The sequence below is a fragment of the Pantoea sp. Ap-870 genome (genome assembly GCF_011752515.1).
Classification (GTDB): domain Bacteria; phylum Pseudomonadota; class Gammaproteobacteria; order Enterobacterales; family Enterobacteriaceae; genus Pantoea; species Pantoea dispersa.
The window spans coordinates 65,349-85,407 of sequence record NZ_VWXG01000006.1 but is presented as its reverse complement, the minus strand read 5'-3'; the positions used below and the strand labels follow the sequence as shown (position 1 = coordinate 85,407).

General features: G+C 55.0%; 19 protein-coding genes and 2 pseudogenes. 2 read left to right on the top strand and 19 right to left on the bottom strand.

Features of this window, described 5'->3' with window-relative positions:
• Positions 1 to 3: 3 nt before the first annotated feature.
• Complete coding sequence (locus F3J41_RS15495) at positions 4 to 1,164, bottom strand: HlyD family efflux transporter periplasmic adaptor subunit (RefSeq protein ID WP_047063019.1); 1,161 nt, start codon at positions 1,162 to 1,164, stop codon at positions 4 to 6.
• Between the two features lie 14 nt (positions 1,165 to 1,178).
• The gene (locus tag F3J41_RS15490) at positions 1,179 to 2,648 is read right to left on the bottom strand and encodes an efflux transporter outer membrane subunit (RefSeq protein WP_080346975.1); all 1,470 of its coding nucleotides are present in this window, start codon (positions 2,646 to 2,648) and stop codon (positions 1,179 to 1,181) included.
• A gap of 27 nt (positions 2,649 to 2,675) precedes the next feature.
• On the opposite strand from F3J41_RS15490, the gene F3J41_RS15485 reads away from it, so the two are divergent.
• Entirely contained in the window at positions 2,676 to 3,326 is a 651-nt protein-coding gene (locus F3J41_RS15485; RefSeq protein WP_052768068.1) for a TetR/AcrR family transcriptional regulator, read from the top strand.
• 371 nt (positions 3,327 to 3,697) lie between these two features.
• Here F3J41_RS15485 and F3J41_RS15480 read toward each other — a convergent pair whose 3' ends face one another.
• The 10 genes from F3J41_RS15480 to F3J41_RS15435 all read right to left on the bottom strand — a co-directional run bounded on the left by F3J41_RS15480 (position 3,698) and on the right by F3J41_RS15435 (position 13,104).
• Positions 3,698 to 4,627: an NADP-dependent oxidoreductase gene (locus F3J41_RS15480; RefSeq protein ID WP_047063021.1), complete on the bottom strand. Its 930-nt coding sequence runs from the start codon at positions 4,625 to 4,627 to the stop codon at positions 3,698 to 3,700.
• A 25-nt stretch (positions 4,628 to 4,652) separates the two neighbouring features.
• Entirely contained in the window at positions 4,653 to 6,002 is a 1,350-nt protein-coding gene (locus F3J41_RS15475) for an alpha/beta fold hydrolase (RefSeq protein ID WP_223812791.1), read from the bottom strand.
• Positions 5,947 to 6,816: an aldo/keto reductase gene (locus F3J41_RS15470; protein WP_047063023.1), complete on the bottom strand. Its 870-nt coding sequence runs from the start codon at positions 6,814 to 6,816 to the stop codon at positions 5,947 to 5,949. Before F3J41_RS15470 ends, F3J41_RS15475 begins: the two co-directional genes overlap by 56 nt.
• Before the next feature lie 54 nt (positions 6,817 to 6,870).
• Complete coding sequence (locus F3J41_RS15465; RefSeq protein ID WP_080346974.1) at positions 6,871 to 8,115, bottom strand: S9 family peptidase; 1,245 nt, start codon at positions 8,113 to 8,115, stop codon at positions 6,871 to 6,873.
• Between the two features lie 52 nt (positions 8,116 to 8,167).
• Positions 8,168 to 8,842 carry a TetR/AcrR family transcriptional regulator gene (locus F3J41_RS15460; protein WP_047063024.1) on the bottom strand — a complete coding sequence of 225 codons (675 nt, stop codon included), beginning with the start codon at positions 8,840 to 8,842 and terminating at the stop codon, positions 8,168 to 8,170.
• Between the two features lie 111 nt (positions 8,843 to 8,953).
• On the bottom strand, positions 8,954 to 9,781 hold the full coding sequence (locus tag F3J41_RS15455; RefSeq protein ID WP_223812790.1) for a biotin-dependent carboxyltransferase family protein: 828 nt from the start codon (positions 9,779 to 9,781) through the stop codon (positions 8,954 to 8,956).
• Positions 9,762 to 10,652 (bottom strand): allophanate hydrolase subunit 1, encoded by an 891-nt coding sequence (locus F3J41_RS15450; protein WP_047063026.1) that lies wholly within the window; start codon positions 10,650 to 10,652, stop codon positions 9,762 to 9,764. Before F3J41_RS15450 ends, F3J41_RS15455 begins: the two co-directional genes overlap by 20 nt.
• Complete coding sequence (locus F3J41_RS15445; protein WP_047955834.1) at positions 10,642 to 12,039, bottom strand: acetyl-CoA carboxylase biotin carboxylase subunit; 1,398 nt, start codon at positions 12,037 to 12,039, stop codon at positions 10,642 to 10,644. The genes F3J41_RS15450 and F3J41_RS15445 overlap by 11 nt, the downstream gene beginning before the upstream one ends.
• Positions 12,040 to 12,055: 16 nt before the next feature.
• On the bottom strand, positions 12,056 to 12,307 hold the full coding sequence (locus F3J41_RS15440) for an acetyl-CoA carboxylase (RefSeq protein ID WP_047063028.1): 252 nt from the start codon (positions 12,305 to 12,307) through the stop codon (positions 12,056 to 12,058).
• Between the two features lie 29 nt (positions 12,308 to 12,336).
• A complete protein-coding gene (locus F3J41_RS15435) occupies positions 12,337 to 13,104 on the bottom strand; it encodes a 5-oxoprolinase subunit PxpA (protein ID WP_200900453.1) in 768 nt (255 codons plus the stop codon).
• A 146-nt stretch (positions 13,105 to 13,250) separates the two neighbouring features.
• On the opposite strand from F3J41_RS15435, the gene F3J41_RS15430 reads away from it, so the two are divergent.
• Positions 13,251 to 14,168 carry a LysR family transcriptional regulator gene (locus F3J41_RS15430; protein WP_047955833.1) on the top strand — a complete coding sequence of 306 codons (918 nt, stop codon included), beginning with the start codon at positions 13,251 to 13,253 and terminating at the stop codon, positions 14,166 to 14,168.
• A gap of 214 nt (positions 14,169 to 14,382) precedes the next feature.
• Here F3J41_RS15430 and F3J41_RS15425 read toward each other — a convergent pair.
• The 7 genes and pseudogenes from F3J41_RS15425 to F3J41_RS15395 all read right to left on the bottom strand — a co-directional run.
• Positions 14,383 to 14,620, bottom strand: a pseudogene (locus F3J41_RS15425) (Arm DNA-binding domain-containing protein); the annotation flags it as partial.
• Between the two features lie 408 nt (positions 14,621 to 15,028).
• Positions 15,029 to 15,742: a CHAT domain-containing protein gene (locus F3J41_RS23475; RefSeq protein ID WP_247656304.1), complete on the bottom strand. Its 714-nt coding sequence runs from the start codon at positions 15,740 to 15,742 to the stop codon at positions 15,029 to 15,031.
• Between the two features lie 625 nt (positions 15,743 to 16,367).
• Positions 16,368 to 17,060: pseudogene (locus F3J41_RS15415) on the bottom strand (ATPase, T2SS/T4P/T4SS family); the annotation flags it as partial.
• On the bottom strand, positions 17,050 to 18,357 hold the full coding sequence (gene virB10 / locus F3J41_RS15410) for a VirB10/TraB/TrbI family type IV secretion system protein (RefSeq protein WP_047955821.1): 1,308 nt from the start codon (positions 18,355 to 18,357) through the stop codon (positions 17,050 to 17,052). The gene virB10 and the pseudogene F3J41_RS15415, both read right to left, overlap by 11 nt.
• Positions 18,354 to 19,244 carry a P-type conjugative transfer protein VirB9 gene (gene virB9, locus F3J41_RS15405; protein ID WP_185939365.1) on the bottom strand — a complete coding sequence of 297 codons (891 nt, stop codon included), beginning with the start codon at positions 19,242 to 19,244 and terminating at the stop codon, positions 18,354 to 18,356. The genes virB10 and virB9 overlap by 4 nt, the downstream gene beginning before the upstream one ends.
• Complete coding sequence (locus F3J41_RS15400; protein WP_047955819.1) at positions 19,241 to 19,924, bottom strand: virB8 family protein; 684 nt, start codon at positions 19,922 to 19,924, stop codon at positions 19,241 to 19,243. Before F3J41_RS15400 ends, virB9 begins: the two co-directional genes overlap by 4 nt.
• Complete coding sequence (locus tag F3J41_RS15395) at positions 19,917 to 20,057, bottom strand: hypothetical protein (protein ID WP_047955818.1); 141 nt, start codon at positions 20,055 to 20,057, stop codon at positions 19,917 to 19,919. The genes F3J41_RS15400 and F3J41_RS15395 overlap by 8 nt, the downstream gene beginning before the upstream one ends.
• Positions 20,058 to 20,059 lie beyond the last annotated feature (2 nt).

Genomic DNA, 20,059 nt, shown 5'->3' with positions numbered 1-20,059 from the left:
CAATCAGTTGGAGACGTCGATATCGGCGGTCATAGACAGACCGACACGAAGAGGATGCTCTGCAAGCTGTTGGGGATCGAGTGCAATCCTTACTGGCAGGCGCTGGACGACCTTGATCCAGTTGCCGGTTGCGTTTTGCGCCGGCACTACAGAAAAGGCCGAGCCGGTACCGCCGGAGAAACCGACGACTTTGCCGTCATACTTAACGCTATTACCGTAGAGGTCTGAGGTGAGCTTAACCGACTGGCCTGGCTTAACCTTCCTGAGTTGACCCTCCTTGAAGTTGGCGTCCACATAGCTGGCGTGGATCGGGACCACGACCATCAGCATTGCGCCAGGCTGCACACGCTGACCAACCTGCACCTGGCGACGGGAGATGATCCCATCAACGGGTGCACGAAGAATGGTGCGTTCGAGGTCGACCTGAGCCTGCTCCCGTGCAGCACGTGCTGCCAGCACCTCGGGATTGGTGTCAGGTGTACTCTTGTCTATAAGTGCCCGGTTGGCGTCACGGCTCCCGATGGCAGTGGCACGATTGGCCGCGGCCTGCGTACGGGCTGCTTCAGCAACTCTCAGACTGGCGAGCGCAGTGCTGTAGGCATTGCGCGCTGTGGTCAACTCTTCGCCTGAGACGGAGCCCGACTCAGCCAGGGCGTTGCGGCGGTCAAGATCGATTTTCGCTCTGGCAAGATCAGCCTGTGCAGAAGAGACCTGCGCCTGGGCGCGCACTTCGTCGGCAGCCCGTGCCGCTATTTGCGCGTCAAGACCGCCATCCGTGGCGATAAGACCGCGCACGCGGCGTTCAGTCAACGCCAGCTCAGCTTCGGCGCGCTTTAGCGCTATCCTGGCATCCGTATCGTCCAGTCGAACGAGAACATCCCCCTGTTTCACGTGCAGCGCATCATCCACCAGGACTTCGCGCACAGGCCCCCCAATCAGAGGGGTCACCTGAGCGATATTAGCCCCGACGTAGGCATTGTCGGTTTCAGCATGGCGGGATGCGACGAAAAGATCATATGCGTAATAGCCACCCCCGAGCGTAGCGACGCTCGCCAGCAGGGCCAGAAATAGCCGCTTTCGCCTGGCGTTTTGCGCTCTGCTATCCGCAGCAGTATTGTTGGCAACGGGAACATCTTGTTCAATGGTATTGGTGGATTCAGACATGGCTCGGATTTCCTTTATGCGCGATAGCCGCCACCGAGCGCACGGATGAGGGCGATCTTGAGGACAAGGGCGCGGCTTTTCAGAGACGCGACCGTGCGGCGGGTGCTGATGAGGGCGTCTTCGGCAGCCAGCACATCAAGATAGGTCGCAAGGCCGCCGCGATAACGATTGCTGGCAACGAACCATGCGGCACTGGCAGAGCGCTCTGCTTCCTGTGCGTGTTCAAGCCGCAGGTCCAGCGCGCGTGTGCTTGTGGCTGCATCAGCCACATCTCGCAGCGCCTGCGTTAATGCGCCGTCATATTGGGCGACGGCCACCCGGTAATCGGCTTCGGCGGCACGGTACTGTCCGCGCAAACGCGCGCCGTCGAAGATCGGCAAGCTGATGGCCGGGCCGACTGTTCCAAAATCGGACCCTGACTCAAACACATTTCCGATGCCGAGAGCCTGCAGGCCAATCAGACCTGTCAGATTGACGTTTGGATAGAAGGCCGCCCTGGCTTCCTTGATCTGGCTCGCAGCAGCTTCTGCCCGGAGCCGTGCGGCAATGATGTCAGGGCGTCGTCCGATTAATTCGGCCGGTAGATTGGCTGGCAGGCCGAAGCTGCCAGTAATGGTCGCGCCCGGACGCGCTATAGTCAGTCCGCGATCAGGGCCAGCCCCAATCAGTGCTGCAATCCGGTGACGAGTGAGGGAGAGGGATTCATTCTGTTCAGCCAGATCGCCCTGAGCTGTGGCGAGTGCTGAACGGGCGCGCTCAACCGCACCTTTATTTTCCAGCCCTTGCTTATTACGACCCTCTATCAGTTCCAGTGTGCGCTTACGCACTTTAATAGCATGTTCGGCGGCATCATGTTCGGCGTAATCTCCGGCCAGATCTCCGTAGGCGCTGGCGATGCCTGCTGACACAGCCAGACGAGTGGCCGCAGCTTCGGCACCTGTTGCTTCGGCTTGTGAACGCGCTGCTGCTAATGCCGCCCGGTTGCGGCCCCAGAAGTCGAGCTCCCAGGTAAGATTGAGGGTTGTCTGACCATAATCACGCCAGCCCTCGGGCAGCCCACTTGCCGGGGAAAGATAGTTGTAGCTTTGCTTGGTCGATCCGACCTCACCATTTGCTGTGATGGCGGGAAGCAACCTGCTCCGGGTCTCCTGAACCAGTGCTTCGGCACGGGCAAAACGTGCTGAAGCCACGCGCAAATCGGTCGCTCCCTTCAACCCCTCGGTGATCAGTGCATTGAGCTGGGCGTCGCCAAATTCTTCCCACCAGCGATCCGAGGGCCAGGCCCTCCCGGGTGCGGAAAAGCTTGTAGCACTCGCGAAGCTTTCTGGTCCTGCAGGCACCACGTCATTTTTTTGTGGCAGGGGAGCACAGCTGCTTAGCATGAGCACAACCACAAAGGCGGTGACACCTCCCGACGCCGTGGTCCGCCATTGGAAATTTGATGACCCCATAACATGCCCTACATAACCATACTGTACGGTCATTTTAGATATATGTTCTTGCAGGTGTCAATGCAAAATCGTACAGTGCTGTATGAAAAAGTGAGGTTTCGAATGAGAGTAAAGACAGACGATCGGCGTAAGGCGATCCTTGATGTGGCAATCGAGGTATTTCGCGATGTCGGTTATGCGCGCGCCAGCATGGCGATGATCTCAGCGCGGATCGGAGGATCGAAAGGCACCCTGTATGGCTACTTCAAATCCAAGGAAGCGTTATTCGCTGCTGCCATGATGGCAGTGATGGAAGAACAAGCAGATGAGATTATGGGACTGCTTGATCTGTCCGAGCCGGATGTTTCACTGGCACTTCGGCGTTTTGGTGAGGCCCTGCTTGCTTTGCTGACTTCTGCAGATACGCTTGCCATCATGCGAGCTGCCATTGCCGAAGGCGCAAGTTCTACGCTGGGAGCCACGCTCTACGAGATGGGGGCCGGGCGGGCGTGGGAACATATGACAAACTATATTGCCCGTCAGCAGGAGAATGGTGTGATTCGTCCGGTAGACGCCCGCGTTGCCGCGGCGCATCTAAAGGGTTTGCTCGAAATCGGATTTATTGAACCGTTGTTATTTGGTGCTCAACCCTGGTTTACGCCAAAGGAAGCTGTAGCAACAGCGGTCGATGCGTTCCTTCGGGCTTATGTCAGCAACGGCGGGGGACAGTAACTATTGTTCTCGGTCTGACCTTCTCATCGCAAAGTCCAAATCCAGAGCGATGGAGCACAGGTCACCACCGGCAACATGCTGCCCGGCTCCTTCGTCACGGCAAAGCAGGAGGCACTGATACCTGTGTCGCTGTAAAACCCGTATTCTCGTGCACCACTGGCGATCCGTGTACCTTGCCGCCCGGGCTAGGCTGGAGTCGTTTCGTTGCTTCAGTCCATGCGATATTGCTGTGGCATAGCTATACATGAACAATCTTGTTTAACCAGAGTCGCCATGTCCCGTCATGATCGCCACTGAGTTTCAGTTGATATCATGTTCGGCAATGGCCGTTTTCTGCCATTGCCGGGTTCCTGAGACAGGTCCGTCGCTGATTACATGATCAGCACAATCCGCCCGGCAGGCCGCCGGCCGAGTTCTGCGTTCCTGATGACAGTCAGCGCGTCGGTGAACGGCGCTTCCAGTCCAATGGATACATGGATTTTGCCTTCACAGGCCAGTCGGGCTATCTCCCGCAGGTTCCTGAATCCCCCTGTTGCGAACACCATCCGGTAGCGCCCTGAAATAAAGCCGCGCAGCATTCTGCCAGGTGTCGGATTAATGTCGATGAAGCGTCCCCCGGACTTCAGCATCGCCAGACCCTCGGCGACGTCGAGCGTGCCGAGCGTGTCGAACACCGCGTCGTACGGGCCATAAGCGGCGAAGGACGTTTTGTCCGGGTAGGTAAAGGCCGGGCGGACACCGGCCAGCTCCACGCTTGCCAGCGAGGCTTCGCCGCAGGCGCCGGAAACCTGTGCTCCACAGGCCTGAGCCAGTTGCACAGCACTGCTGCCGACCGCGCCGCTGCAGCCGTGAATGAATATCCGCGACTCGCTGCCAGCACGCGCTGCGCCCACAATGGCCGCCCAGGCGGTGGCGAATGGAATGGGTAAGCACGCAGCTTCACTGAATGACAGCGCGGCGGGCTTGGGGGCAACCAGCCTCGCGTCAGCATCGACGACCTCGGCAAACGCACCCTGCCTTTTGATTTCTACCGTGCCGAACACCTCATCGCCAACCCGGACGTCTGTCACGGCGGTGCCAACCTCGTCGACAATGCCTGCAAAGTCAGAGCCCATGCCCTGGGGAAACCGGTTGCCAGTAACGAACTTCATGACGCCACGGCGAATCTTCCAGTCGAGCGGGTTGATTGCTGCGGCCTTTACGCGCACGCGGACTCGCCGGGGTTCAAGGGCTGGCAGCGAATATTCTGCAAGCGACATTTCTTCGGGGCCGCCGTAGCGGCTGAACTGGACTCTCTTCATGGATGCCTCGTAATGACAATGGGATTTAGAACGTCACCGCGTCGCGCGGCGGAGTATTGATGTCGATGTCTTTGACGCTGGCAGCCGCCGGCCTTTCGGCAGAGGCATCAGCTGTCTGCGACCTGCCCAGAACGGTCGCCATAACCGAGTTCTGCCAGTTGAAATAGGGATTGAAAGTCAGCCGCGCGTGGACTTTTCCCTGCTCACGGTGGCCCCAGTCCGAATACCAGACCGGTACGCCTTGCTCGCAGGCCTGCGTGTCTTTTGCACTAAAGCCATTCAGGCAGATACGAATAATTCCGCCTTCGCCATACACGGGGTTGGCCGGGGCAAATGTCAGGCTCATGTGCGAAAACTGACTGATGCGCCATGCGGGGAGCCTGTCGGGACGAACTAGAACGCGTTGCATATCCACCAGACTGTCCGGTGCCTTGCCGTACCAGATCAGGCGGCTGTCCGGGTGTGTGAAGCGCCGCTGGAAAACGTCGAGCAGATAACCAGTATCCAGCACCGAGTCATGCCCGGCGACCGCCATGAATACCGGCCTGTCATAGGCCCGCTCTCGCAATAGCCGGCGCGCGTTGGCGCTGGTCCGGTAGAATTGTGCGAAACCGTTGGCCGGTACATTGAAGTATTTGACGGCATTCTGCATCGGAACGTTGCCGTCCGGTGTGATGAGCCAGGGCCTGATACGGGCTGCCAGTGGCGCAAGCCAGTCGAATGGCATGCTCTTGAACCCTGGCGAAAACAGCACCAGCCCTGCGATTTCTGGATGGGAGTAAGCGTAGTCGAGAGCCAGATTGGCGCCCGTGGAGAAGCCCCCCAGGTAGACTGGTCCTTCGACATCCTTCTGCAGTGCGTTGGCCTGTTCCCACACGACCTGCTGCCATTGCTCTGCTGTGGTTTGCAACAGATCCTCGGGGCGGGTTCCGTGTCCGGGGAGAAGCACCGTTCGCACGAGAAACCCTTGCATTGCCAGCGGCTGGCCAAGGTCCCGGAATGACCACGGCGAGTCGCCCAGGCCATGCACGAGCAGGATCCCTTTGCGGGGATAACTTCCTTTCTCCGACGACGCGGGTCGCCACTCCTGAGGTGTATTCCACGTCAGTTCGGCATCGTGGTCGGCAAGCTGAAAATGGCGACCAGCCTGTATATGTTGGATTGTTTCGCGTCGATAGTCCTCGAAGCTCACTGCTGCAGCGGGCGGGGCGCTCAGTTTTACGCTGGCGCAGCCGGTCAATATGCCCGCTGTAACAAGGGTCGCTGCGATCAGTATAAAACGGTGCCTCGGGTGGCCCGGTATCGTGCGGCAAACCGCTTCACGCGAGTTCGGCATGATCTTCTTCAGTGAGCCGGATGCCGCCAGCGGCGACATTCTCTTCAAGATGCCTGACCGACCCTGTGCCAGGGATTGCCAGCATGGCCGGTGAGGACGCCAGTAACCAGGCCAGCGCGGCCTGAACAGGCGTGGCACCGTGCCGCTTTGCCACTCGGGTAAGCCGCCCGTCGTCGATCTCGCCCACACCTCCGCCAAGCGGGAAAAACGGGCAGAAGGCGATGCCGGATTCTTCGCAGGTCTGCAACAGGCTCCGATCCTCGCGCCGGGCGAAGTGAAAGTTGTTCTGCACGGCCACGACCGGAGCGATGGCGCGGGCCTCATTGAAATGCCCGATATCGACATTGCTGATGCCGAGGTGGCGAATCAGGCCTTCTTCGCGAAGTGCGGCCAACGCCCCGAAGCGCTCTGCAAGCGACTCGCCGTGCGGTACCGTCATCTCACCGATGCGCAGGTACACCAGGTCGAGGCGGTTCACGCCGAGGCTTGCCAGGTTCTCCTCGACAAGCTTACGCATGTCTCCGCCCGTGGCGGGCCGGTGGCTGCCATCCGGGTTGAATACAACACCGACCTTGGTTGCAATCACCAAATTTGAAGGATAGGGATGCAGCGCTTCACGAATGAGCGCATTGGCTCGTACTACACCATCGGAGCTTTGGTAGAAATCGGCCGTGTCGATCAGGTTGACGCCAAGTTCAACCACGCGGCGCAGCACCGCGCGGCCGGTCTCCGGATCGCGAGCCGGACCGCGGAAACCATTGCAAGGCAGGCGCATGGCGCCAAAGCCGAGCCGGTTGATCGACAGATCCCCGCCGAGACGGAATTCAGGGGAGGGGGTAGCGGATGAGTCCATGTCATGCTCCTGGGAAAATTTGAGAAGACCACAAGGTTCAGCGAGACGCGCGATTTACCCGCGCCCAAGCCGGTCTGCAATCCGGTCGAAGATGAATTCGGTGGCCGTGGCATAGCCTCCTATCTGGCAGTGCGACTGCGCCGTCGAAGACTCATCGAACAACAGATACTCCTTGGGGCAATTCAAGGCGTCGAAGAACGGCCTGGCACCGTGGAAGACCTCGCCGGTTCCATCCAGCACCAGCGTTTCACAGGTCACCTGGTCCAGGATGGCTGAGTTGTCATAGGGCTGGAGGGCCTGCACTACATCTTTGATCGAGTTGGGCACGCCATGCTTCCAGGCGTAATCACTCACCAGATTCCGTAACTGATCAGGAAGCTCGGCCAGCGGCCGGTCGGCGAAACGCTCCAGCTGCGCGATGATTTGACGTCCCCAACTGATGTTGCCCGGATCAGTGATGCAGAGCTTGATACGTTTGTCGAACGCAGCCACGCGAGGCACCAGATAGCCACCGAAGCTCAGGCCCATCAGCGCGATATTGGAGGCGTCTATCTCCGTAAACTTCTCCAGCGCGAAGTCAATCAGCGGGCTGACAACCTTCTCCCAGTCGGGGCGGAAGGTCAGGTTGTTCAGACGCAGCGCGAACCCCTGGCCAGGGCCATCGTAGGTCAGGCAGTGAATGCCCCGCTGAAGCGCACCTTCGCAAACCCACCGGGTGTCCTCGGCCCAGGTATCCCGGCCCGGTGTGACGATGAGTAGCGGGGCTTTCTCGTCAGCATGAGGTGATCTGTAGAAATAGCCGGGAAGGAAGCTGCCTTCGTAGGGGATTTCGATGCGTTCGGCGGGATAGCCGGACAGAGAGATGTGTCGCTCGTAGCACGATGCGCTGGCGACTGCGTACTCCTTCATACGCTTGTCCCCGAAGTCGCTGAAATAAAGCAACGCGCAGCGCCAGTACGTCGAAGCGCGAAGGTAGGCACTGGCCGCGGTGACAGACCTGTTATTTCTGTCCGCATCTTCGGCCCTGTCTTGCAGCCGGGTCGCCAGCGCGGCCCAGGCACTGACCCAGGTCTCTTCGTCGCTGCCCCTGAGCTGGTGCACCACGTCCATGACCTCGCCGAAGTCGGTCATGCCATAGGGCATCAGGCCCAGGATGTGCTTGATCAGCGCATCGAGCAGCACGTTGTCGTTAAAGAAACTCGGTTGTGCCCAGTGTTTTTTTTCCGGGCTGGCAACTTTTACATTGGCCGCATTCGTATTAGCCTGCTCTTTTCCGGACTGACTACTTTGAGTATTCATACATTTCTACCTCCATTCTTCTTGCTGGTTGCTACGTGGTTAAAAAAATGTTTCATTTCTTACTGTCTTCGTCCGTTTGCCCACCCGCTGCGCCATGAAGAAAAATTTGTACAGCATGACCAACGATTTCCTCGATTTCAGCATCAGTCAATGTTGGTGATCGAAGTCCAGACGCAGCCTGAAGCTTGGTGTTAGCGGCCACCAGACTGACAAAATGTTCCGCCAGCGCTTTGGCGGGGACGTCGCGGCCTAATCCTTTTCCCGGCTGCTGTTGAGCGGCAATCCAGACTGAAAGAATTTGGATGGCTTTACCGTAGCTGACGTCCCACATAGCTCTGGCAACGTCCGGAAAGCGCCGGCCTTCATTGACCAGAAGTCGATGCAACGCAAGGGTGCGTGAAGACAGGGCAGATCTCAGTAGTTGCCGGCCAAGAACTGGCAGCACCTCGCCTGGCTCTCCGTCCGCGATGTTCAGTTGCTCCAGCGGCCTGGCAACCTCGGTACAGAGGTCGATCATTGCATGCCTGAAAAGACCTTCTTTTCCTCCAAAGTGGCTGTAAATGGTGCTTCGTGATCCACCAACACGCGCAATCAAGTCATCAACAGCGACTGCATCAAAGCCCCGTTCAAGGAACAACTCGGCGGCGGCCTCAGTCAGGTCACGGACACGTTGGGCTCCTCTGGCAGTTCTGTGCTTAGGAGCGGAGGTTCTTTCGTCAGCTACCATTTTATTCTTCCGGTCTGGATAGATATTTGTACTGTACTATACAGTACAAATAGCAGCAGTTCAAATGGCAAAGCGCAAGATTTTGGAAGGAGTAAGAGCGCAATCAGACTGTCAGGCAGTGAATGCAATGCCCACCGCATCGCGCAGCAGGACAATTGGCTCAAGCCCACCCGGTGCCTGAACGGAACCAATGGGGTAGCAGGCATCGACAATATTGGAGGGATCAGAGCCTGCGCCAAACGGTGGCGTCCGTGGGTTAAACGCCAGCGGCTGCCCGCCTTTCAGACGGTAGCCCGTGCGGTCGGCTTCGGTACTGACATACCAGTCGTCGGCAAAGAAGGTATCGACCGCGGCATCCGTCAGTCGGTGGATATAGAGGCCCGGTACCAGTCGCAGAGTGACGGATTTCTCCAGCACCGGCAGTAATGCCTCAGGAACAGTGTTCCCCTCGCGGCGGAAGCGATCTGCGTTTACTGGATGCACGTTCAACACATCATCCGCTGCCAGTCGCCGCCCCTGAAAGCCCCCCAGCGCCCCCAGCGTATAGGTCGAGCCGCTTCCCAGGACGCGCGGCACATCAAGGCCGCCAGCAATCGCCAGATAGCCACGGCATCCCTGGCGGGCCGGGGCAAAGCGCAGATGTTGCCCGGCGTGGATATACAGCGCGCTGTGCGCAGCAGCAGGTTGATTGTCAACGATCGGCGTCATCGCCGCGCCGCACACCGCGATCAGCGCATCGGTGGAAAAATGTAACTCCGGGCCGAGCAGCGTCATCTCCAGCACCGCATCATCGGCTGCGTTACCCACCAGCAGGTTCGCCATCTGCATTGAATACGGATCCAATGCGCCGGAGGGGGGAATGCCCAGGTGGTAATAGCCTTCACGCCCTGCATCCTGTACCGTGGTGGCAAGGCCAGGCTTAATCACATTGATGGTCATACAACCCCCTTTTCAATAACTGAGGATAGCCCTGCGGATCGGCGACAAAGTCTGCAAGCACAAATGTCACATCGCGAATGCGCGGGGAAAATATGCCTTTTTTCACCTGTTCGCTGATGTCGTCATAAGTCTGATGATCGATGGCGCGGAACTGCACAATGTCGCCCGCTTTGAAGAACACCATTTCGCTTTGCAGATACGGCAGACGTTGCGCCGGATCATAGATCGGCATTGGCGTGATACCAAACAGCTGATAACCGCCAGCGCCACGCACCGAGTAGATACAGCCGAAGCAGCCGCCATGACCGAGGGATAACCCGGGCGTATCGGTACGCGGGCGCAGGTATTTCGGTACCTGGAGCTGTTTGTCATGCCCGACCATCTGGTACATAAACGGCAATCCGGCGACAAAACCCACCATCGACACGAACCACGGCGTACCGCTGTGCGCGGCAATAAAGTCGTCTTTATCCGCATAACCGTTGATGTGTGCGGCATAGTCGAGGTCGCTGCCTTCCGGTGCCTGATGGCGATCGCGAAAACGCATTAACGTCTCGTGTGTCCACGGATCGTTGTACAGCACCGGCACCTCAATAATGCGTGTCGCCAGCGTTGCGTCGGCTTCGCTATCGGCTTCCAGCGCCTGCAACTTGTCGAGCAGCGTTTGCGGTGCCAGCACGTCCGGGTTAAAGCGTACCTGGAAAGAGGCGTTCGCCAGGCAAATATCCAGCACACCGGGGAGCTGGCATGCCTCCAGTGCCCGTGTCAGTGTCAGGCCGTGGAAAAAAGCATTTAACGACATTGACTGGTCAATTTCGGCAAAAAGATGCTCATCTCCGCCAAACGAGTAGCGAATCGGATTATTGGCCATAGCGCCTCTCCTGTAGCGGCGGCGTGGCTGCACTGTCGCGCTCCGCCAGCCACTGCTCAAGGGTGGTGGTGGTAAATTCTCCCGCCTGCAATTGCGGGTGTTGCAGCAGCCATTGATGCAGCGGGGCGGTGGTTTTGATGCCACGTAGTTCAAGCCCGCCGAGTGCCTGGCGGGCGCGGGCCAGCGCGTCGGCGCGATCGGGGCCCCAGGCAATTACCTTCGCCAGCAAGGAGTCATACCACGGGGGAACGCTGTAACCGCTGAAGACATGGCTGTCGACACGGATCCCTTCGCCACCCGGCCACACCACTGCGTCTATCCGGCCAGGGCAAGGGAAGAAGTTCTTGTCGGGGTCTTCGGCGTTAATGCGCATTTCGCAAGCGCTGCCGCTCAGGTGCACATCCGACTGCGCCAACGTTAGCGGTTCACCGTTGGCAATGCGTAACATCCACTGCACCAGATCGATGCCCGTTACCATCTCGGTTACCGGGTGTTCCACCTGGATACGGGTATTCATTTCAATGAACCAGAACTCGCCGCGCGTTTCATCAAACAGGTATTCCAGCGTGCCTGCCCCGCGGTAGCGTAGGTGCCGCGCCAGTTGCACTGCGCTGTCGCAGAGCGCGGCCCGCTGGGCAGGACTCAGGGCAGGCGAGGGCGCTTCCTCAAAGATTTTCTGCCGACGGCGCTGTAACGAGCACTCGCGGTCGAACAGGTGGATCACCCGCTCGCCATCGCCGAGGATCTGCACTTCAACATGACGGGCGCGGGCGATAAAACGCTCGAGATAGACTGCGCTTGAGCCAAAAGCGGCTTTCGATTCGCTCTGGGCAACGGGGAATTCCCGCGCCAGTGCCTCATCATTTTCTACCACGCGGATACCACGACCACCGCCACCGGCTGCGGCTTTAATCAGGCAGGGATAACCGATCTGGCTGGCGCGAACTTGCGCTGCCTGTACCGTTTCCAGCACCCGGGAGCCGGGAACGACCGGCACACCGGCTTCTGCTGCTGTGCGGCGGGCTGCGGCTTTATCGCCCATCACGCGAATGGTTTGCGCGTCGGGGCCGACGAAAATATACCCGGCCTGTTCAACCCGCTCGGCGAACTGGGCATTTTCCGACAGAAAACCGTAGCCAGGGTGGATCGCATTTGCACCGGTTTGCGCGGCGGCATCCAGTAAGGCATTAATGTTGAGATAACTGCGCGCGGCAGGTGCCGGGCCGATAATGCACACCTCATCGGCCAGTTTTGCCGCAAGGCTTTCGCTGTCCGCCTCGCTGCATGCCGCCACCGTTGGGATCCCCAGTGTTTGCGCAGCACGAATAATACGCACCGCTATTTCCCCACGGTTAGCGACCAATAATTTTTTTATTTTCCCCGTCATAAATCCTCCGCAGTGATTATTCGTTATCGGTTTTTATTATGGCGATCACCTGTCCGGGTTCGACGGCATCACCATTTTGTATGGTGATGGCGCTTATTATGCCGCGAGTCTCGGCGAATATTTCACTGAACTGCTTCATCACTTCAATTAAACCAATAATGGTATCGGGTTCGACTTTATCGCCATCCTTAACAAAAGGTGCAGCCTCCGGTGAGGGTTGCCGGTAAAAAATACCTGGCAATGGCGAAAAAATTTCAATATCAGACATCGTATTTCTCTCCAGATAAGCGGGAATGATTAAACCATACCCGGTGAGCAGACGTTTATACCTGCATTAATGAGCGCCATTTTTACCGAGCTGATAATTTCCAGTGCGCCGGGCGTATCACTGTGGATACAAATAGAATCGAAACGAATCGGGATGGTATTGCCGGTAACGGTTTTGACTTTCCCCTCCAGACAGGCCATTAACACTTTCTCGGTGATCGCCTGCACATTAAGACGTCCGGTACTGCGGGTGAAGACAATAAGCCCTTGATCGTCATACTCTCTGTCGGCGTAAAACTCGGTGACTACCGGATGCTCCAGCCGCTGCGCTGCCTGCCAGACGGCGGAGCCCGCCATGCAGTAAAGATAGAGGCCGGCGTCGAGTTGATGCAGGGCGGCAACAAAACATTGCGCTGCCGTTTCATCCCGCGCCAGGTGCATATATAACGCGCCGTGCGGTTTAATATGCTGTAATGGCAAGGAGTATAAACGTGCGAATTCCCGCAATGCACCCAGTTGGTAAATAATGTCGTTAACCAGTTCGTCCATCGGAATAGATAAATGGCGGCGACCAAATCCTTGTAAATCATTAAATCCCGGATGTGCGCCAATGGCTACGCCATTTTTTCTGGCCGACTCGACAGTTTTTCGCATAATACTGGGATCACCAGCGTGAAACCCGGTGGCAATATTGTCGGAGCTGATTATCGTCATAAGTTCATTATCAACATCATCGCCAATTATCCATGAGCCAAAACTTTCTCCTATATCGGAGTTGATATCGACCGTTTTCATCATAATAATTTCTTATTTCCGTTGGGGACGTCAATTCACTATATGAAGATTTATTTGTATCCGAAAAGTATTATTTTTAGATAGTCTGATATCAGAAAAACAGAACGCTCATGGGCAAACATTTTGCTTAAATAAAAAGAGGGGCAGAGATGCTGACATTACGCCAGGTTCGTTATTTTGTTGCCACCGCCGAAATGGGGCAGATCTCGCTGGCGGCCTTGCATCTCAATATTTCTCAGTCGGCGGTCACCGGGGCGATTCAGGAGCTGGAGCAGCTATTGGGCAAGAAGCTGTTTACCCGCTCGGTGCACGGCATGATGCTGACCGACTACGGGAACCATTTTCTTAACCATGCCTATACCGTGTTACAGACCGTGGATAATGCCGTGCGTAGTATGCCGGTTAATGACACGGGTGTGCGAGGCACGCTGCGCCTGGCGGCAAGTTACACGGTGATTGGCTATTTTCTGCCGTTCCATCTGCAACGGCTGGCGCAGGATTACCCGCACATTGATATCCAGTTGTTTGAGTATGAGCGGCAGGATATTGAACAAGGATTGGTTGACCAGAAGCTGGATATGGCACTGGTGCTGACTGGCAATTTACGCCATCAGTCGATTTATGCCGAAACCCTGTTTAATTCTACGCGCCGCTTGTGGCTGCCATCGCGGCATCCGTTATGTGAAAAATCGCACGTGACGCTGGAGGATGTGGCCGGGGAACCTTTCATTATGCTCACGGTGGATGAAGCCGCAGACAGTGCCATGCGCTACTGGGAAGAGGCCGGAGCCAGCCCGAGCGTCATCCTGCGCACCAGTTCGGTCGAGGCGGTGCGCAGCATGGTGGCTAATGGTTCGGGGATTGCTATCTTATCGGACCTGGTTTATCGCCCGTGGTCGCTGGAAGGGCGGCGCATTGAGACCCGTTCGCTGGTGAACCATGTGCACCCGATGAGCGTCGGCCTGGCATGGCGTCATGACGCCCACTTAACCCCGGCGATGGCGGCGCTGCGCGAGTATTTCCGCAGCGCATTCGTGACGCAGCAAATCAATATGGTGCGACGTTAACACCTCTCTGCGCCCGACGTGAGTAAACCTTTCCCTATTAATAACCAAAAGTTTTGGCATTTGAGAAATGGACAAGACTGGAGCGCCCCGAGCCGTAGACAAATCTGCCCTGTAGTTTGAGCACTGAAGAAATCTATGGGTACACCGCGTTTTACTCCCGAATTAAGAAGAGGCTGTCCGCCAGATAATCGAACGTAGTTATTCCGTGGCCGAAAATGCGTTGTTGAGCGGGATTAATGTTCCGAGCCAGTAACTTACGGATCCCCTCGCGTTGCTGTCGGGCACCAGCCAGCGACATAACAGGGTAAGCACTTAAGCCAGGACGGGATGCTTTACCGTTGATACGGTATTTGGGATACCAAAGACGTGAACCGTCTGGATGGACACGCAGCTACAGACCAATCAGAGGCTTTACAAGAAGGTTTGAGGCTGCGGGTTTTCGTGTCGTTAAGGGGGGCATTTGGCGATCACTCCACAATCGAACTGAAATGACCCAGATTTGACGACCACTTTTTCCCGATGCGGGGGGTAAACTGAATACGAATCGGGAAGGCTTTTCACGCTAACTTATTGAATCAAAATCGTACAGGGATTCGCAAAGCGACATGAAAACAAGAATTTGACTCTCTGACTGGGATCGCCTTTGCCAGTAACTGGCTAATAATTAAGCTAATCCTGAATTTCCTTTTTGTCAAGACCACCAGAATGACCACCAATCGAAGCTGGTGATCATTTTTGTACATTTGGTTATCGCTATTTAATTTATGAAACTTGGGTTGTTGTACGGCCTGAACCTACCTCGTTTGGATTCTAAGATCTGCAGGTGATTTTTATCTGCAGATCCTATATCAGTAAGTTTTTTATTCTATGCTTAGATCTTCTGCATAAATTAAAACTTTTTCAGGAGAGCCTATTTGCACATAGTTCAGGCATTCAGCAAACAAGAAGTGATTATTAAGTTCATCACTAATTTGATTTTTAGATAGGTCTGTTAAATTTTCAAAGAAATAATAAACTCCATCTAAAAAATCGTGAGGGTGATTTTCTAATGCGATATTTATATAATTCCGTAACTCTATTAATATGGACTTATCATTAATTTTATATTTTCTGAAAATGTACATTAAAAAATAATCGAAATAAACTCGGCGGTTAAGTCCCGTAATGAACTCTGACCATCTTAAACTTGTTTTAGTGAATAAAATTCTTTCAGGTAGATAGTATCTTAGGCGTTTATATAATCGGCCTATATAGATAGCCGCATCTCTACTTAATATGGGGTATGTACTAGCCAGTACCGTTTTTGCTCCTGCACATAGAAAAGCATTTGCTGCATTAAAATGATTTCTATCGGCTGGGCTTGTATCACAAGCACTTAATACGACTATTGGTGGGATATTAGCTAAACCCATTAACTCATAAGGATACAAAATTTCACCTGATAGCTCAAGGAATCCATGCCCATCATAATCATGGCTACCGTGCATATCAAATATTACAAGAGCGAATTTAAATGAATTCAAAGAATCCACTAGCTCATTTTTATTTGTGACATCTTTAAATATTACTTCCATTTCAAAGTTCGGGATGTAAGACCCTTTTTTAGAAACTTTTTCATTTACTACTGAATTAATACTAGGGTCGTTGCATTCTTTTATTACCCGATGCAATTCATTTTTTATATCATTACTTATACGTTCCCCAGCTTTAAAGGAACTGATGACTAATATTTTTTTAAAACTATCTAGGCTTATTGAAACTTCGTTATTATTGAGAAGAATGTTTTGTTTTATAAATCCCGGGGTGTTGAATATACGACTTGTGTTATGCCTTATCATCAACGGTAGGCCATTTACATTAGTCCATTCCAAAGGGAAGTTTGATATTATTTTTATTTGCTTATTTGATGTTTTAGAAAAATAATCAAACATAGTGTCAGATTTATCAATTACTTTAGATGAGAAAATCTTCATCATTTTTTGTATTTTTGATATATTACTATTTCTAATGTTTTTACCTATGTCTGAAACCAGGCTAAAAAGATCATTATTACATATTCTTATTTTTATTTCAGGAGTTAAAGTCGATGAAGCATAAATGGATGATATTAGACTGTTGAAATATAACTCATTCCGATATTCAGCAATATGATTGTTATAATATGAACTATCAATGTCTGTTGATGTTTTAGCATATGAGATTGAGTCGGAAATCAGCTCGTAATCTATGGTTTGGTTTCTCATTGGCATCCGCCGGGTAAAAAAGATGAACATAATTGGCATGGTGATAAAAACGGATTTCAGGATTATCCTCAATGGTGGTTAGCCGGAGATGCAACGGAATATAATGCAGTAGCGTTTTCATATAGGTGGTTTTACCGGAGCCGGTTTCACCCACAATAAAAATCGTTTTGCCATATTCCACCGCTTTTTCCATAAAGCGGGGAATATTCCCGCTGTTATATAACTGAATCAGTGCATCATCCTGACTTTCCGTTTTCTCCTGACCGGCCACACGCTGATAAAATCCCGCATCAATCCATGACTGATGTGTTTTCTGCTCAAACGAGGGCTTGCGCAGCGTAATGGATACCGTATTACGCTCACAGGCCGGAGGAATAATCGCCTGAATACGTTCGCCGGATCTTAATGTTGCAGAAAGGATGGGTGATGTATCGTCAATATTATCGTCATGCCAGGATGCCAGCGCCCTGGCAAAGGCATGACACTGACGCAGCGTGATCGGGGATGCCTGTTTTTGCCAATTCCCCCGGATTTTCGTATACAGTTCGCCCGGCCGGTTAACGGCAATTTCTGTCAGGCCATCCTGCGCAAGAAAATCACCAAAGAGCCGGTTTTTCATAAAGTCCAGTGACAGGTTTTCAGCGTTCATACCATTTCTTTTTTAGTCGAAGTTGATAAACAGAGGAAAAATCAATATCCGTGCCGGTCATGATGCCGAGCACATCACCCTGGTTCAGGTACATGGTGGGCGGGATACTGATGCTGTTTTCCAGCGTCGTTTTTGCCATTTCAGCCGTGGCGGCACGGGTGTTTTCGGTATAGTCGGTATTGCGGTCTTTACCCGGCGCGGCATCTGATGCCGCTGCCGCCACGTCCTGCACGGTACTCAGCATCAGGGCGTTGCCGAAACGCTCCCAGAAATGGCTGTCGATCCAGCCTGCGATCCCCGCCTCACCAAGCGGGCCGGTAGCCTGCGTATCGGTGAGCGGGATTTGCAGGCTGCCGGGCTCCGGTGTGCGCAGCTCCGTCCACAGCACAAACATCCGGCTGCGTCCGTGATGCAGTGCCCCGGTGCGGTAGAAACCACGGGCAACTGTTCCCGCTGGGATCAGCCTTACATGGTTGCTGGCGCTCCAGACATCCTCATTGATAAGGCAGGAGATATGGCCGCCAACATCCGACACGAAGCGCCGCATCATCGAACAGGGAATATATCGATCCACCGGGATATAGAGATCAGGATCGAGGCCCAGCCGCCTGACACCGGTGACGCTGGCGAGGCCCGGATCGTCGCTGTTACTGCTGGCTGCCGATGTGACCCCATCCGGGCAGTGCAGGCGGCCATCCTTCCCCCTGACCAGTACCAACTGACAAGATGTGTACGCCGTGGATGATGCCGGACTGCCCGACGTTCCCGTGCCGCTGTGCGGTTCGCTACGGGACGTGCGGGTATTGCCGCCAGCTGTTGTACTGCCGTTGTTCAGCCCATCGGCCAGTGCTGCCGCCTTGTTCAGGGCGGGTGGTTCCGGCGGTAATAAGGGAGGAGCAGTGTCGCTCTGACTGGCAGGGCCTGCGCTTTCCTGCCTCCCTGGCCCGAACAGGCCAAACGGGTTACTGTCCATGCCCAGATTCTTACGCTCCTGCTGCACCGCCCCGGAGGAGGGCGGCGGCGCGGTGTCAGATTTTTTCTCATCATCCCTTTTCAGGGCGCTGAGAAGACGATCGCCACCGGATGCCAGCGCGATGACCAGGACCAGACTCAGCAGGCTGACGATCAGCGTGCGGCGACCGGACGCCTTACGGAAACGGGTCACTTCCGGCTGGCCGGGCGGCGTTTTCTGCTCCGGCTCCTGATATGTCATTGCCGCGCGGGCGCGTTCACGGGCTTCCGCTTCCCGTTCTGCGGTGGTTTTTTCCGGTTCGTCCGGGAAAGATTTGTCGGTCATTTTGCCTCCAGCGTAACGGACGGCGAAACGGTGTCACTGTTGGTCAGCGGGAAACGCCCGAATCCGTCGTTTTCGATCCCCACCACCGAGGTGCCGTAACGCAGTACCAGCTGCGGCGATGCCGGAACCACCATCACGGTGTAGTTGCCCTGTTGAACTGTCTGCGGCGTGACCGCCTGCTCCTGACCATTAACCACCCGGAAGACAGAAGGCAGGGTTTTCGTGGGGGAAAAACCGATATACGCAAAACGGCCGTCATCCCAGGTAAAGTCCGGGGCGATGAAGGCTGAGCCTGCTGCCACCCGTTTTGTATAGCGCCAGTTGCGCGGAGTGGTAGCCTTCCCGAATGCCGCCGCTATCCGCTTGCGGTCCAGTGTTTCCTGCTGTCGTTGCTGACGGGGGGCGCTGGCGGCGGCTGACTTTTCCCTCTGCTCATCGGGATAGCGGTAGCGGATAACAAATGCCTGAGCGGGCGAGTCTTTATCCAGGACGTTCAGCTCCAGGCTGTAATCGCGCTTCGATGTCACCACGAACAGATTGGTTTTCCAGTCTTTTGCTGTCGGCAGAAATACCTGGCTGACGGTGTTGCCGCTGGCATCCGTGACCGGCTGGGTAATCGGGTTCGGACTGACGCCCACCCGGTTGTCGCTTTTCGTCACGGTCCAGCCTCTGGGAAAACCCGCCTGCGCATCGATAACGGTTTCATCGTCATCAAACACCAGCATGGTAACGTAGCCGGGGCGGGTACTGACGACCGTGGCGTTCTGGCTGTTGTATGTGACGTTCTGCATCCGGCTGTCATACGCGCTGCCGCGCGGTGTCGCTGCGCTCCATGCCACGCATGACGCCAGTAAGCCAGAGAGGAGCAGGGTATGTCTAAGCATCATTCCCCCCTCAGCTCTTTATCGCGCTGGTAGCTGGTGACGATAAAGCCCAGCGGGTTCACTTCGCGCTGGCTGTCGGTCAGTTGCCGGTGCGGGACGTAGCGGTATGTGAGACGGATATTCCAGACATCCGTTTTCACGGAATTATCAGCAATACGGCGGATAGTGCGTTTGATACGCAGGGTTGCCAGATTATCCGGCCTAGTGGCAGGCGCATGCACATTGGAAATAATGTCGATATAAACGACATATTCCGCCTTGTTAAAAATAACGTCCGGTGCCTGGTCGCCGTTAAACCCGTACAGATAGTCCCGGTTTACGCTGTCGCTGTTGAATAACTGTACGTCGTCATAATCACGCTGGAGGGAGAAATAATTATATCCCTCGCGGAGTTTGACATAGTGTGCTGCCAGTGAATGCGCCAGTGCCTTTTCAGACGAAATATCCCGTTCCTTCACGCGGGTCATATATTCATAGCGCCCGGTCTGTTTATCCACTGACCATAATTCAGTGTCGGTGGTTTTCAGCGGCAGCAGAATAATAATGGCCGTAATCGCCATTGCGGCCAGAATCAGTCCGGCAGTGGCCACCCGCCAGGCGGTTCTTCGGGAACGCTCTTCCTTTTCCAGCAGGATGGATTCAAAAGAGCGGGAAACATTAACAATGTTCTGAATATCAGACATGGTTAGTCAGCTCCTGAATGATGGCGGGGGAATTCACCGGCTCGAGTTCGCCGGATACCGGCGGGAGGTCGCCCTGATGCCGTGCGCAGCCCGTGAGCGCGCACAGCATCAGAAGGAAGATGCTGAATTTCATGG